Below are 13,964 nucleotides of genomic sequence, written 5' to 3'. Positions count from 1 at the left end.
CAAATCGTAAAGGTAGATGTCGCCTTACGGCTCCTGTGAACTGTCCTTCAACAAGCGCCGCACCCACCTTGCGCGTATCGAAGTTCTGCCGGGCATAGGACAGTTCGAGCCGGTCCTTGATGCCCACCGAAACGCCGTGGCTCTGCCAACCATAGTCCGCCAGTTCTATGCCGGTGATGTGCGCCGAAATGCCCACGCCGCGATCTGTTTCCATCCCGGCGATGGTCGCCCAACTGGCAAGGCCTCCGCCGCTTGCGCCTTCGATAGTGCTGATGCCATTGGTCAGTACGAGCTTTCCGGCATCGAGAAGCGGGTCGGCGTGAGCCTCTGGTGCCGCGCTCAGCCAGATGGAGAGGCCAGCCAGCACCGTCATCGGCAATCGTGCGTGGTGAAATATGTGCGTTTTATCACATTGAATTTGCATGAAGAATCACACCGATTTGGAGGCAGTTTGGCTCGTGTTAACCATGAAAAGTTAGGGGTTTCTAAAATCACCAGAACGGTTGATTCTGATTTTATTAGGAAAATTGGATCAAATCGGCCTTCATGCGATCCATCAGTCTGCTCCGATTCCAATATATTGCCATCGGGCTTGCTGCCCCTATCTTGATCTCTGCCATGCCCCCGCCTCAGGGCCTTCCCGTGCAGATCGTCGATCAGGCAGGAATGCCGCTGCGCGATGCCGTGATCGAGATCCGCGCTCCCGCTGGCGATACCCGCCGCCCCGCCTTCCGCTGGCGCAATGCGATGGCGCAGAAGGGGCAGGCATTTCTGCCCGGCACGCTGATCGTGCCAAAAGGGGCCGTAGTAGCCTTTCCCAATCTCGATACGGTTCGCCATTCGATCTACAGCTTCTCCAAGCCCGGCCCCTTCAAGATCGATCTCTACGGCCAGGATCAGACGCGAACGCAGCAGTTCAGAATGGCAGGCACGATCTCGCTCGGCTGCAATATCCACGACAAGATGCAGGGCTATATCCGCATAACCGATACGCCCTACGCCGCGCGCAGCGATCTCAACGGGATTGGCGCGGTCGAAGGGCTGGGGCAGGGCAGCTACGATGTCGTCGTCTGGCACCCCCGCATTCGCGGCGCTGGCGGCGAATGGCGCGGCAAACTGGTGATGGAGCCAGGCAAACGCACCCGCATCGCGGTGCCCGTGCGATCCGGCCCCGCCCGGTGAAATCCCTCCGCGCCTTCATCGGTCGCCGCGTGCGCAGTTTGGGCAGTCGGATTGCGCTTCTTTATGTAGTACTGCTTGCAGTGGTCATGTCGGTGACACTGGTGGTGGCGAGTTCGGGGATCGGGCTGTTCGCGCGGGACACGGCGGAGCGGGATCTGGCGGCAAATTCGCGGGTGTTCGACAAGATCATTGCATCGCGTGAAGGGCAGATGGCCGACGCCGGGGAAGTGGTTGCACGGGATTTTGGCTTTCGCGAGGCATTTGCAACAGGCGATGCCGCAACGCTCGTTTCGGCCTTGCAAAGCCTGCGTGACCGGGCGCGGGTGAGCGAGGCGGCGATCGTGCAGCTTGATGGCAGCGTGATCGCATCGGGCGCGGGCGGTGCCATCGATGGCGCGGCGATGCTGGGGCGGTTGGAGAGTGGGCAGACCAGCGGCGTCGTGTCACTGGACGGAACCGAGGCACTGGCCGCGGCCGTGCCCATCGAAATGCCCGATCTTGCCGGATGGCTGGTGCTGGTCAACACGCTGGGGCCGGACGACATGACGCAGCTATCGCGCCTGTCGGCCGTGGCCGTCGAAGCGAAAGTCGTAGACCGTTCACGGCTGGCCCCGCATCTTGCCGCCGTTCCGTTGGGCGAGATCGTCGAAGTCGATAGCGATGATGGTGAACGGCTGGTGCGGGTATCGCCGATTGCCAGTTTGCAGGATGGACGCGAACCGAGGCTGGTCCTTGCCCATTCGCTGGGAGCGGCACTGGCCCGTTATACAAGCCTGCGCATCGTCTTGCTGCTTATCAGCGTGGCAGGGGTGCTGGGGGGAGCGTGGGCCGCGATCCGCCTTTCGCGCGGTATCGCCCAGCCGCTGCAATCGCTGGCGGAAGCTGCGCGTGCCTTTGGCGGAGGTGCAGTTTCGAAAGTGAAAGTGGAAGGGGCGGTCGAAGTGCGGTCGCTGGCGGCCAGCTTCAACACGATGGTCGATGCCGTGGAAGAGCGTGAGCAGCAAGTGATGCACGCATCGCTGCATGATGCGCTGACCGGCCTGCCAAATCGCCGATTCTTCATCGAAAAGCTGGACCGTGCGGTGCAGCGCCAGAACGACAATCACCAGAGCTTCGTGGCCTTTATCGACGTGGACGATTTCAAGGCGATCAACGACGCGATGGGCCATCCTTTGGGCGATGAACTGCTGCGCAGCGTGGCTCGATCGTTGCAGGACAGGTTCCCGGACGCGATGGTCGCCCGCTTCGGTGGCGACGAGTTCGGCCTGCTATTGTCGGGCCTTGAACCGGGGGCGGATTGTGCATCGCTGGCCCGCACGCTGGAAACCAAGCTGAACCGCGAAATGACTATCGACGGGCGCGGCGTTCTGGTGTCCGCCAGCGTCGGCATTGCCATCGGTCCGCAGGATGCAGACAGTTCGGACGGGTTGCTGAAATGCGCTGACCTTGCGCTCTATCGCGCGAAGAACGACGGCAAGGGTGCTTATCACTTCTTCGAACCGGAACTTGATGCCGAGGCCAGCCGCCGCCGCCGGATGGAAATAGACTTGCGCCGGGCAATCCGCGACGGCGATTTCGAACTCTATTTCCAGCCGCTGTTCTCGATATCGCAGAACCGGGTCAAGGGGTTCGAGGCGCTGATGCGCTGGCCGCACAAAGAACAGGGGATGATCAGCCCGGCGACTTTTATTCCGATTGCCGAGGAATCGGGGCTGATCGTGCAATTGGGCGAATGGGCAATGCGCGAAGCGTGCCGACAGGCGGCACATTGGCCAGATGATATATCGGTTGCAGTCAATATTTCGCCTCGGCAACTGGCGGCAGACGGGCTTGCCACTTGTATCGCGCAGGCTCTGGCGCAAACCGGTCTTTCGGCATCGCGGCTTGAACTGGAAATCACCGAGAGCGTGTTCATCGGCAATGTCGAGAAGACGCTGAAAATTCTCCATTCGCTGCAATCATTGGGCGTGCGCGTGGCGCTAGACGATTTCGGCACGGGCTATTCCTCGCTCAGCTATCTGCGATCGTTTCCTTTCGACAAGATCAAGATCGACCAGAGTTTCGTGCGGGCACTGGAGGAAGGCGGCAGTGCCCACGCCATCGTGCGCGCCATCACCACCTTGGCCGATGCACTGGGTATGGAAACGCTGGCCGAAGGGGTCGAGACGCAGGAACTGCTCGACGCGCTGCAAAAGGAAGGCTGCGACATGATCCAGGGCTACCTGATCAGTCGCCCGGTGCCGGGTGCAGAGGTGGCTGGCCTGCTTGGGGCGTTGCAGCCTGCCGAGGCACGAGTGGCGGTGGGGTGAGCGCGGATCCAGTCGTTGGAAGACTGAATCCGCAGCTTGCGAGCGAGAGATGGGCCCTGAGATAGGTTCAGGGTGACGAAATTTTTGCAGTTAGCCGTGTCAGGAGACGCCCAGCCAGCGCCGTGACTTTGGCATGTGCGGCAGCGCAAGGCGCTCGACCAGCGCGATGGCGACGAGCGACATCGTGAACATTGGCAGGACGATCAGCAGAAACGCGAACAGGCCCCATGCCGCGATACCCTTTGGACGGGCAGTCGTGGAAAAGGCCTTGGGCGCGCCGAGTTCGCCATCGGGTTTGCGCCGCCACCACATGATCGCGCCAGACACGCAAAGCGTGACCAGCATCAGTGCGGTGAGCACGCCGAGCAACTGGTTGATCCAGCCGAACAACTGGCCTTCGTGCCATGCAACGCCATAGCCCACGACCTGATCGATCAGATGGCGGTTGGCGAAATCATCGCGCGAGATGAGTTGGCCGGATGTTGCATCATAAGTAAGCGTTACGCGGTTCGGACGGTTTTGCGTGTCTGATTTGACGACCCAGCCTTTCGCGGCGCTACGATCTCCACCACTGCCAGCGCGGCCACCCGGTGGGACGATCTGCACGGGGAAGTCCAGCGCTTGTGCACGCGCATTGGCGACCATGCGGTCCAGCATGGCAATGTCGGGGCCTTGAGGTGCAGGGGAATGCGCCATTGGGGAGTGCCCCATTGCGTGATGATCATGTTCGACGTGCATGGACTGCCCGCCGCCATGCCCCGCATGTTCGCCAGAATCTGTTTCGCTGGCAGGTTGGCCGCCGATGGTCCAGTCTTGCGGGCCATCGACCCAGCCCATTTCCGTGCGCACCGCCTTGAACGCGCTGCCCCAGACATCTGCCCACGGCAGGCCGCTGAAGAGCAGGACGAGAATAAGGCCCGCTACCCAGAAGCCGGTTACGGCGTGAAGATCACGCCAGAAGGCGCGCTTGCCCTGAGACAGGTGGGGATAGAGCACCCCCGCCAATCCGCGCCCCCGTGGCCACCACAGGTAAAGCCCTGTCACCACCATGACGATGGCCCAACTGGCAGCGAGTTCGACCAGCCAACTGCCCCGGCGGCCCAGCAGGAGTTGGCCGTGGATATCGCGCGCGATGGCGATGATCCTGCTTTCAGGATCGATGGAACCCAGCACGTCGCCTTGCGGGCTGACGAACACGTCGGTCATCCCGCCATCGGGCAAGGCCAGATGGATCGCGGCGGCATCACCTTGGCGTTCGGGCAGACGATAGTAGGCCAGCTTCGCCTCCGGTGTGCTGGCCAGCGCGGCTGCAACCTGCGTGGACGGCGCAACGGCGCCGGTCGCGGGCAGGTTCTGGAAGGCGCGCTCCTCCCACCGTTCGATCTGCGGTTTGAACAGGAAGAGCGTGCCGGACAGCGCGAGCACGACCATCAGCGGCAGGACATAGACGGCGGCATAAAAATGCCACCGCCATACGGTTCGATAGAAGGCCGCGTTGGGTTGCAACGCCGGGGAGGATTGCGCCTTGGCCATCACATCTTCCAGCCGAGTTCGACGAGGAACGTGCGCAGCGGATAGGGGTGGAACACCCATGCCCGGCTGTTGGTGATATTGTCCACGCCCACCGATGCCGTGACCTGATCGGTGACCTTCCAGTTCACTTTCGCATCCAGCGCGAAGAGTTCGGACGTGAAGCCGAACGTATTGCCGCGCTGCAGGCCGAAGAGGTCGGTGTTCGGGCGGCTGGCATAGCGCATACCGAGTGACGCATGCAGCGCTTCGGACAGGGCATAACGGATATTGCCGTTGATGCGCCATTTCGGGATGCGCGGGAATTGCACGCCTTCGGCCAGTGTGTTCGACGGATTGCGGATGGTCTTGCTGTCGATATAGGCGGCGTTGGCTTCGATGCTCATGCCTTCGACCGGCCAGTCCTGCGTCTCGGCAATGGCCTCGAACCCGAACTGGCGGGTCAGTTCGATGTTCTTGTAGTTCGATGTCGAGACATTGTTCTGGTTGAAGCCGAGGAACTGGAACAACGTGTTCTGCACGCGCTGGTAGAATGCCGATCCGGTGAGCTTGAATTGGCCGAAATCGTGGCTGATCAGCAGGTTGGCATCCTTGCTGCGTTCAGGCTTCAGGTTGGGATCGAAACTGTTGGGATTGAACGTGCCATCGCCGTTGAGGCTGCCCTGAAAAAGTTCGCCCACGGTGGGAAAGCGCGTGGCTATCGCCAGGCTGAGCTGCGCCAGCGTGCCATCGGCAAAGGCATATTGCACCGAGGCAGTGGGATTGACCGCCGTTTCATGGCGCGCGGCATAGCGGTTGAACACCTGCTGCCCTGCTTGCGTGCCGGTGCCGAGCCGCCCCAGACCGCCATCGAATGCGCGCCAATCATCGAAGCGCAGGCCAAGGCTGAAAGTCAGAGCATCGGTCGGGCTGAACTTGTCCTCTGCCCATGCCGACAGGATGCGGGTCTTGCCGAATGTTTGCGTGGCAAACGCCTTGTCCGCCTTGCTGCGCCAGTTTGTGGTGGTCGTGCGCAGGGTGTCGGTCTGGTAGAGGCTGGCGGTGAGGCCGAGCGCCAGTTCGTTGCGGTCGGTTTCGTGTTCGATGGTGAAATCGCCGGTGTACCAGCCGGTCGGCCCGGCTTCGTTCAGCGTGCCAGCGCCGTTGTTCTGACCGGTAATATAGCCGTTGGACGTGAAGCCATCCGACTTGGCGATCTGATAGGTGGATAGCGCAAGGCGCGCGTTCCAGCTTTCGCCCAGCGGTGCCGCCAGCTTCAGGCCGACAAGGTATTCGTCGCGGATCGTCTTTGAGAAGTTGGCGCCCGACGCGGTGTAGGTCTGCGTGCCGATGGTGACGCGGCCTTCGCATACCACGTTGCCTGCCGCATCGCGCAAGTAGCAATCGGGGGCAAACTGTTTGTCTTCATTGTGCCAGTAGGCAAAGAGGAACTGGCCGGTGAGGTTCCGGTCATCATACCCGACTTTCAGCTTGCCCTGCGCCTGCGTGATGGCAGCGGGGGATTGGGCCGCGAAATAGGGATTGGTGGCCGAACCCGGTGCGCTGGGGATGGCGGTCCCTTCGGCGGCGGCGCGGACATGGCCGGGATCGACAACGGCGCCGGTTACCACGGTGCCCGAGGCGCCCGTTACTGGGGTGAGGCCGAGGAAGCTCATCGGGTGGCCATCGTTACGGAAATAGCGGCCCGTCACGCGGACCGAGAACGGGCCGTCCTTCTGCTTCAGCCCGAAACCGCCTTCGACCGAGCCGCCCCAATAGGCATCGTCCGTGCCGAACTGCTTGTAAGGCTGAACCATGCCCTGCACTTTGACGAAGGCCTCAGTCTCTTCGGGGCTGCGCGTGGTGATGTTGACGATGCCGCCCATCGAATTGCCGACATAGCGCGACGAATAGGGGCCGTAGACCACATCGAACTGTTCCACCTCGCCCGGCCCGACGACGCCCCATTTGGGTGCGAAGGCGAAGGAGTTGCCGAGGAAGTTCGACACGACGAAGCCATCGACCATGACCAGCGTGCGCGCGCTTTGCGTGGAATGCGTGCCGCGAAAGCCGGGGACGCCGTTGCTGTCACCTGAATAGCGTTTGCGCACGAAGAAATTCGGCGCGTACTTCATCAGGTCTTCGGTGTTGAAGGCGTTGATTGCGGCGAACTGCTCTTCGCCAAGGCTGACGGCAAGCCCGCGCGGTTCGATCTCGATGGGGGCGCTGGTCTGGCCAACAACGATGATGGCGGGGGCTGCGTCGTCTGCTTCTGCTTCGGCGGCGATGGCAGGTACGGTCGTGCCGAGGCACGCCGCGAGGGCGATGAAAGACGTTTTCATGGGATATTCCAGATAAATCGGGTGTGCGCGGGACAGGGGCGCGACGGCGCAGGTTCAGGCGCCAAGCGTTCGCGGACCGATCCCGGCAAGGATCAGTGTTGCGCTGTGGTGTCAGCCGAGGGCCGGCGGCCCGCGCAGGGGCGGCCGCAGATGGGCGACACGCCGGGGCAAGGGGATGGTCGCAGGCGCAAAGCCGAGCGCAAGGATGAAGGCGATCGCCAGCGCCAGCAGCGCCGGATCGGCTCCGCCCAGGCCAGCCATTGCGTGCGATGCGAAGGGGCAATCGCCCTTGACCTGCTTGCTGCCAGCCTCGCTGCCGCCGGACTTCATCGGGATGGCGATCTGCTTGACCGTGTGGCCGCCGCCCGCCTCATCGCACATGCGAATGGTGAGGATGTGCGAGCCTTGCTCGATCATGTAGCCCGAAGGGACCACGGCCTTCATGCACAGCGCCGCCAGAACCGCCAGCGCAGCCAATGCGCGATGTCGCAGGATCATGGCGCGCAGCAATCGCATCGCTGGGGCGCTTAGCGGCGGCGAGAGCGGAAGTCATCAGGGGAAATGGAGCGGGTAGCGGGAATCGAACCCGCCTAGCTAGCTTGGAAGGCTAGTGCATTACCACTATGCTATACCCGCTCAGGTCAGCATGGCTGCTATGTCAGCGCCATGTGGAGGCGGGCGATTGCCACGGCAGGGGCGCTTTCGTCAACCTTGCAATTTGTTTGATGGGTGGGGGCGCTTGACGATCGCGATAAAAGATATATCTTAGATCGAGCATAAACATTTTTGAAAGCACTCTCATGCCTGCAAGCCAAGCCATTGTTCCTACCGCCAGCGCCAGCCGCTATCTCCAGCAATTGTGCCAGCATTGGGGGCACAAGTTCGGGGTCAGCTTTGATCCGCAGCAGGGCCGCGTGGCGCTGCCGTTCGGTCCGGTGGATCTGAAGGCCAGCGATTCGGCGCTTGAAGTCACGTGCCGGATCGAGGGCGACGGCGATCTGGAGCGGATGCAGCAGGTGGTGGCCGACCACCTGAACCGCTTTGCCCATCGGGAAGGGGAACTGGCGTTCGACTGGAGGCCGGTCGCTTGATCCATACAGGAAAATGATGGTTTCCAATCAAAACCAGTTCTTTGCGGCAGGCGCGGCGGAGCGCTAGGCCCATCTCCACGTAAAGATGGAGAATGTGATGCGGCTGGCAACGTTGGACGATGGCACGCGCGATGGGCGGCTGGTGGTGGTGTCACCTGATGGCAGGCACTGCGCATCTGCGCCCGTGGTGACGTTGCAGCAGGCGCTGGAGGATTGGGCCGTTGCAGGTCCGGCGCTCGCCGCGATCGATCGCTTTCCCGATGCGCTTGATCCGGCGCAGGTGCTGGCCCCCCTGCCGCGTGCGTGGCAGTGGCTGGATGGTTCGGCGTTTCAGAGCCACGGCGATCTGATGGACGCGGTGCTGGGTATCACAAAGCCCAAAACCGACGTGCCGCTGATGTATCAGGGCATGTCGGACACGTTTCTGGCCCCTTTGGCGGATGCCCGGTTCCCTTCGGAAGACTTGGGCATCGATTTCGAGGGTGAGTTCGGCGTGATCGTCGATGCCGTGCCGATGGGCACCACTGCTGCCGATGCGATGGCGCATATCAAGCTGATCGTGCAGATCAACGACTGGTCCTTGCGCACGCTGGCCGGGCCGGAAATGAAGACCGGTTTCGGTTGGGTGGGAGCCAAGCCTGCCTGCGGCATGGCACCTTTCGCCGTCACGCCCGATGAACTGGGCGATCACTGGACAGATGGCCGCGTGGGGCTGGACCTGCTGGTTGACTGGAACGGCGACCGCTTTGGCGCGGCAAATGGCGCGGCGATGGGCTTTGGCTTTCACGAACTTGTTGCCCATGCGGCCCGCACGCGCGATCTGGTGGCTGGCACGGTGATTGGATCGGGCACCGTTTCCAACGCCAACTTCCGGGAGATCGGGTCATCCTGTATCGCGGAACGGCGCGGGATCGAGGTCCTGGACCTTGGCGAGCCGAAGACAGCGTTCATGTCATTCGGCGATACGGTGCGGATGGAAGCGGTTGATGGTGCGGAGCGCGCGCCGTTTGGCATACTTGAACAAAGGGTCGTGAAGGCCTGAGCCGACGCCCCTTGCCCTTCCTCCGATAATTGTTATAGCGCATAGCGAAATCGGAGGATGCCATGACCGTTGAGCCGAATCTCTCCCACGCTGCACTTGACCGTTTCTTGCGCCCGAAATCCGTCGCTGTTGTTGGCGCATCGGACAAACCGGGGGCATTGGGTGCCACGCTGCTGACCAACCTTGATCGCAATGGCTATTCCGGCGCAATCTATCCGGTCAATCCGAAGCGTGAAGAGATCATGGGCAAGCGGTGCTATGCCTCAGTCGATGCGCTGCCCGAAGGTGTGGATGTGGCTGTGCTGGCCATTCCGCGCGCGGGCGTACTGGATGCGGTGAAGGGCCTTGCCGCGCGCAAGTGCGGTGGCGTGGTGATCTTTTCGGCAGGCTTTGCCGAAGGTGGCGAGGAAGGCCTTGCCGAACAGCGCGAGATTGCCCGGATCGCGCATGAAGCGGGCATGGTGGTCGAAGGGCCGAACTGCCTTGGTCTGGTCAACTATGTCGACCGTATTCCGCTGACGTTTGTGGAAACCAATGCCGTGCCACCTGCGGGCAAGCGGGCCATTGGCATCGTTTCGCAATCGGGCGCGATGGCGGCGGTGCTGGGCACCATGCTGCTGGCACGCGATGCGGGTGTTTCCTATTCGGTGTCGACCGGCAATGAAGCGGCGAGCGGCGTTGAAGACTATGTGAACTGGCTGGTCGATCAGGACGATACCCATGCTATCGCCATGATCGTGGAGCAGTTCCGCAAACCGCAGGCGTTCCTTGCCGCAGCAAAGCGGGCGAAGGCGGCGGGCAAGCCGGTGGTGCTGCTGCACCCCGGCAAATCCAGCGCGGCGCGCGAATCCGCCGCCACGCACACCGGCGCGATGGCGGGCGATTACAAGCTGATGAGGGCGATGGTCGCGCGCGCGGGTGTGATCTTTGCCGAAACGCTGGAAGAACTGGGCGACATCGCCGAAATCGCGGTGCGCTGCCCGGCGCTTCCTTCGGGCAAGACAGCGGTTCTGGGCGAATCGGGCGCGTTCAAGGCGCTGACGCTGGATCTGGCGGAAGAGCTGGACCTGCCGCTGGCCGACCTTCACGACGAGGATTCGCCACTGCTGCGTGCTGCGCTGCCGCCGTTCGTGCCGGTATCGAACCCGCTGGACATTACCGCGCAGGGCCTTTCTGAACCGGCGATCTATACCCGCTGCATCGAAGCGCTGCTGAACGATGACCGGGTGGGCACGGTGTTTGCCGGGATCATTCAGGCCGAGGCGATCACTTGCGCGATCAAGTTCCCGGCGATCCTTGCGGCGGTTGAAGGCAAGGTGCTGACCAAGCCGGTGATCTTTGCCGGGCTGGACGAAGGTGCCGAAGTTCCGGCGGAGCGCATTGCTGCGCTGCGGGCGGCAGGCATTCCGTGGTTCCCGACCACCGAACGCGCATTGCGCGCTGTTACACGGCTGACGCACTGGGCGGCACAGGATCTGTCGGTGAACGACCTTCCGGCAGTGGCGCTGAGCGGGCTGGATGTGGTGTCGGGCGTGATCCCCGAATACAGGTCCAAGGATCTGCTGGGGCCGATTGGCGTATCGTTCCCCAAGGGCGGTTTCGCGGCCAGCGCCGACGCGGCTGTCGCGGCGGCGGATGCAGTGGGATATCCCGTGGCGATGAAGGCGCAGGCCGCCGCACTGGGCCACAAGAGCGATGCGGGCGGAGTGATTCTGAACCTTGCCGATGCTGCCGCTGTGCGCGAGGCGTGGGAGCGTATCCACGCCAATGTCGCGGCCTATTCGGCCAGTATCACGCTGGACGGCGTGCTGATCGAGGCGATGGGCAAGCGCGGCATGGAAATGATCGTGGGCGCCAAGAACGATCCCGAGTGGGGACCGGTGGTGCTGGCAGGCTTTGGCGGCGTGACGGCGGAAATCCTTCAGGACGTGCGCCTGCTGACGGCGGACCTCACGCAGGATGCGGTTGAGGCTGAACTGATGAAGCTGAAGAGCGCCGCGCTGCTCAGCGGCTATCGCGGCTCTCCGGCGCTCGACGTGCCCGCATTGGCGATGCTGATCGTCAAGGTTGGGCAGGTGCTGCGGGCGGAACCTTCCATCCGCGAAATCGACCTGAACCCGGTGATCCTGCATCCCAAGGGCGAAGGCGTGGTTGCGCTGGACGCGCTGATGCTGGTGGACTGAAGCTGATATTCGTCATTCCTGCCTGCGCGGGAATGACGAACGGTTTTGGAAAAGGAGGGCGGTCCAATGGGCCGCCCTTCTGCGTTTCAGTGCCCCGGAAAATCCATCAGCGCGCTTACCGTAAGCCCGGCGTCGCGTAGGCGGGCCGCACCGTGGAGGTCTGGCAGATCGATCACGAACAGGGCGTGGGTGATCGTGGCTCCGGCACTGCGGAGCAGTTCTGTGGCGGCGAGGGCGGTGCCGCCAGTGGCGATAAGATCGTCGACGATGACCACGCGCTGGCCCTTGCTGATGGCAGTCGGGTCGATCTCAAGCCGGTCGCGCCCGTATTCCAGCGCATAGTCTATGCCGATAGTCGGCACCGGCAGTTTGCCGGGTTTGCGCACGGGAATGAAGCCGAGGCCCATCCGCGCGGCGACGGCGGCGCCGAAGATGAACCCGCGCGCTTCCATGCCGGCAATGGCTTCGGCTCCGGCTGTACGCGCCATATCGGCGAGGTGATCGATCGTGGCGGAGAAACCGTCTCCGTGAGAGATCAGCGTGGTGATATCGCGGAAAAGGATGCCGGGAGCAGGGAAGTCCGGCACGGTGCGGACGAGGTGCTTGAGATCGTCGGGTGTCATGGCGGGCCTTTTCGCTGCGGCATCTTGCATTGGCATGACGAAAGGCTGACGCAAAGAAAAAGGCCACCGTTTCCGGTGGCCTTTGTTCGTTTCACCAATGGCAGAACGATCAGTGCTTATCAGCCCAGACGTTCTTCTTGGCGAGATAGGCAAGGACGGTTGCCGCCAGCAGGAAGCCGAGCACGGCCCAGCCGGTCTGCTTGCGCTTGTCCATCTTGGGTTCGGCAGTCCAGATCAGGAAAGCCGAGACGTCTTCCGACATCTGTTCGACGGTCGCCTTGGTGCCATCCGAATAGGTCACCTGGCCTTCGCCGGTGAGCGGCGCGGGCATGGAGAGGTTCAGGTTGGCGAAGTAGGGGTTGTAGTACAGGCCATCAGGGGTCTTGGCATCCGGGAACTTCTTGAGAAGTTCGGCGGGCTGTTCCTGATAGCCAGTGAGCAGCGAGGCCACATAGGCACCGCCATCATGACGCGCCTTGGTGATGAGCGACAGGTCCGGCGGGCTGCCCTGGCCGGCGTAATACACGACCGGGAAGTAGTCAGACGGGATGTTGTCACGCTCTGCGCGTTCGCCGCTCTTCGGATCGAAGGTCGGCTGCTTGGTGCCCCACTGCTTGGCAATCGCCTTCACTTCGGCTTCCGAGTAGCCGAGAGCGGCCAGATCGCGGAAGGCGACATGCTTGAGCGAGTGACAGGTGGCGCAGACTTCCTTGTAGACCTGGAAGCCGCGCTGGAGCTGCGCCTTGTCGAACTTGCCGAAGGCGCCATCGCTGGCGAAGTGCACCTTCTTGGGGTGGAGATGGAACTCGTGCTCTGCCGTGGCGGCAGCGGGTTCGGTAATCGCGGAGTAGGCGCCGTTGCCGAACGACCAGAGCAGCGCGACGGCGAAGAACAGGCCTACCAGGGGGCCAAAAAGACGGACCATGAGGGTTCTCTTTCTCTTACGCTCTGGCTGTCAGGCAGCGGGGTTGGCGTTGAGCACGGCGCTCTCATCCTTGCCGAGCACGGCTTCGGTGATCGAGAACGGAAGCGGTTCCGGCTTTTCGATCGACGAGACGAGCGGGAGGATGATGAGGAAGTGCGCGAAGTAATAGAGCGACGCCAGCTGGCTGAGCATCACGTAGGGTTCTTCTGCCGGAGCGCCACCGCAGTAGAACAGCACGGCCATCGTCGGGATGAGACCGAACCAGAAGAACTTGCGGAACAGCGGACGGTAGTGGCCCGAACGCACCGGCGAGGTGTCCAGCCAAGGCAGGAAGAACCACACCAGGATCGCACCGAACATGGCGAGCACGCCCATCAGCTTGGCCGGGATGAAGAAGAAGTCATAAGTGAAGGCGCGCAGGATCGCGTAGAACGGCCAGAAATACCATTCGGGAACGATGTGTGCGGGCGTGGAGAGCGGGTTTGCCGGAATGTAGTTGTCCGGGTGGCCCAGCGCGTTCGGTGCGAAGAACAGGATCGCGCAGTAGATCAGCAAGAACACGCCAAGTCCGAAGCCGTCCTTCGCCGTGTAGTACGGGTGGAAGGGAACGGTATCGCTTTCGGCCTTCACTTCGACGCCGGTCGGGTTCGACGAGCCGGGGATGTGCAGCGCCCAGATGTGCAGGATGATGACACCTGCGATAACGAAGGGCAGCAGGAAGTGCAGCGAGAAGAAGCGGTTGAGCGCGGCGTTATCCG

At 62.4% G+C, this 13,964-nt stretch carries 12 protein-coding genes and 1 tRNA gene; 5 read left to right on the top strand and 8 right to left on the bottom strand.

The window, feature by feature from the left end; genetic code table 11:
• Positions 1-373 (bottom strand): DUF3034 family protein (locus tag ACOVQ0_RS09165; RefSeq protein ID WP_421883252.1); only part of this gene is annotated, 373 nt, incomplete at its 3' end.
• A gap of 245 nt (positions 374-618) precedes the next feature.
• Here ACOVQ0_RS09165 and ACOVQ0_RS09160 point away from each other — a divergent pair.
• Positions 619-1,182: a methylamine utilization protein gene (locus ACOVQ0_RS09160; RefSeq protein WP_421883250.1), complete on the top strand. Its 564-nt coding sequence runs from the start codon at positions 619-621 to the stop codon at positions 1,180-1,182.
• An 86-nt stretch (positions 1,183-1,268) separates the two neighbouring features.
• Positions 1,269-3,491: a putative bifunctional diguanylate cyclase/phosphodiesterase gene (locus tag ACOVQ0_RS09155; protein ID WP_421883247.1), complete on the top strand. Its 2,223-nt coding sequence runs from the start codon at positions 1,269-1,271 to the stop codon at positions 3,489-3,491.
• A gap of 99 nt (positions 3,492-3,590) precedes the next feature.
• Here the strand turns inward: ACOVQ0_RS09155 and ACOVQ0_RS09150 are convergent, their stop codons facing one another.
• The 4 genes from ACOVQ0_RS09150 to ACOVQ0_RS09135 all read right to left on the bottom strand — a co-directional run bounded on the left by ACOVQ0_RS09150 (position 3,591) and on the right by ACOVQ0_RS09135 (position 7,978).
• Positions 3,591-5,024: a PepSY-associated TM helix domain-containing protein gene (locus ACOVQ0_RS09150; RefSeq protein WP_421883244.1), complete on the bottom strand. Its 1,434-nt coding sequence runs from the start codon at positions 5,022-5,024 to the stop codon at positions 3,591-3,593.
• Positions 5,024-7,342, bottom strand: coding sequence for a TonB-dependent receptor (locus ACOVQ0_RS09145; protein ID WP_421883241.1), 2,319 nt, complete (start codon positions 7,340-7,342; stop codon positions 5,024-5,026). Before ACOVQ0_RS09145 ends, ACOVQ0_RS09150 begins: the two co-directional genes overlap by 1 nt.
• A gap of 111 nt (positions 7,343-7,453) precedes the next feature.
• Positions 7,454-7,858: a DUF2946 family protein gene (locus ACOVQ0_RS09140; protein WP_421883239.1), complete on the bottom strand. Its 405-nt coding sequence runs from the start codon at positions 7,856-7,858 to the stop codon at positions 7,454-7,456.
• 46 nt (positions 7,859-7,904) lie between these two features.
• Positions 7,905-7,978: transfer RNA gene (locus tag ACOVQ0_RS09135), tRNA-Gly, on the bottom strand.
• Between the two features lie 164 nt (positions 7,979-8,142).
• Between ACOVQ0_RS09135 and ACOVQ0_RS09130 the strand changes: the two genes are divergently transcribed.
• The 3 genes from ACOVQ0_RS09130 to ACOVQ0_RS09120 all read left to right on the top strand — a co-directional run bounded on the left by ACOVQ0_RS09130 (position 8,143) and on the right by ACOVQ0_RS09120 (position 11,658).
• Positions 8,143-8,433, top strand: a complete 291-nt coding sequence (locus tag ACOVQ0_RS09130) for a DUF2218 domain-containing protein (RefSeq protein ID WP_421883236.1) — start codon at positions 8,143-8,145, stop codon at positions 8,431-8,433.
• Positions 8,434-8,530: 97 nt separating this feature from the next.
• Entirely contained in the window at positions 8,531-9,475 is a 945-nt protein-coding gene (locus ACOVQ0_RS09125) for a fumarylacetoacetate hydrolase family protein (protein ID WP_421883233.1), read from the top strand.
• Between the two features lie 62 nt (positions 9,476-9,537).
• Positions 9,538-11,658, top strand: coding sequence for an acetate--CoA ligase family protein (locus tag ACOVQ0_RS09120; protein WP_421883230.1), 2,121 nt, complete (start codon positions 9,538-9,540; stop codon positions 11,656-11,658).
• 86 nt (positions 11,659-11,744) lie between these two features.
• On the opposite strand, the gene ACOVQ0_RS09115 is transcribed toward ACOVQ0_RS09120, so the two are convergent.
• The 3 genes from ACOVQ0_RS09115 to ACOVQ0_RS09105 all read right to left on the bottom strand — a co-directional run.
• The gene (locus ACOVQ0_RS09115; RefSeq protein WP_421883227.1) at positions 11,745-12,281 is read right to left on the bottom strand and encodes an adenine phosphoribosyltransferase; all 537 of its coding nucleotides are present in this window, start codon (positions 12,279-12,281) and stop codon (positions 11,745-11,747) included.
• Between the two features lie 109 nt (positions 12,282-12,390).
• A complete protein-coding gene (locus ACOVQ0_RS09110; protein WP_421883224.1) occupies positions 12,391-13,206 on the bottom strand; it encodes a cytochrome c1 in 816 nt (271 codons plus the stop codon).
• A gap of 30 nt (positions 13,207-13,236) precedes the next feature.
• On the bottom strand, positions 13,237-13,964 hold a 728-nt coding region (locus tag ACOVQ0_RS09105), incomplete at its 5' end, for a cytochrome b (protein WP_421883220.1).

This window comes from Novosphingobium sp. (assembly GCF_049240505.1).
Taxonomy (GTDB): Bacteria; Pseudomonadota; Alphaproteobacteria; order Sphingomonadales; family Sphingomonadaceae; genus Novosphingobium.
This window is presented reverse-complemented; position numbering and strand designations above follow the sequence as displayed.

Coding starts and splice junctions, on each gene's coding strand:
- ACOVQ0_RS09140 (WP_421883239.1), bottom strand. CDS start 7,858: ATGCGATTGCTGCGCGCCATGATCCTGCGACATCGCGCATTGGCTGCG.
- ACOVQ0_RS09160 (WP_421883250.1), top strand. CDS start 619: ATGCCCCCGCCTCAGGGCCTTCCCGTGCAGATCGTCGATCAGGCAGGA.
- ACOVQ0_RS09120 (WP_421883230.1), top strand. CDS start 9,538: ATGACCGTTGAGCCGAATCTCTCCCACGCTGCACTTGACCGTTTCTTG.
- ACOVQ0_RS09150 (WP_421883244.1), bottom strand. CDS start 5,024: ATGGCCAAGGCGCAATCCTCCCCGGCGTTGCAACCCAACGCGGCCTTC.
- ACOVQ0_RS09145 (WP_421883241.1), bottom strand. CDS start 7,342: ATGAAAACGTCTTTCATCGCCCTCGCGGCGTGCCTCGGCACGACCGTA.
- ACOVQ0_RS09125 (WP_421883233.1), top strand. CDS start 8,531: ATGCGGCTGGCAACGTTGGACGATGGCACGCGCGATGGGCGGCTGGTG.
- ACOVQ0_RS09110 (WP_421883224.1), bottom strand. CDS start 13,206: ATGGTCCGTCTTTTTGGCCCCCTGGTAGGCCTGTTCTTCGCCGTCGCG.
- ACOVQ0_RS09155 (WP_421883247.1), top strand. CDS start 1,269: ATGTCGGTGACACTGGTGGTGGCGAGTTCGGGGATCGGGCTGTTCGCG.
- ACOVQ0_RS09130 (WP_421883236.1), top strand. CDS start 8,143: ATGCCTGCAAGCCAAGCCATTGTTCCTACCGCCAGCGCCAGCCGCTAT.
- ACOVQ0_RS09115 (WP_421883227.1), bottom strand. CDS start 12,281: ATGACACCCGACGATCTCAAGCACCTCGTCCGCACCGTGCCGGACTTC.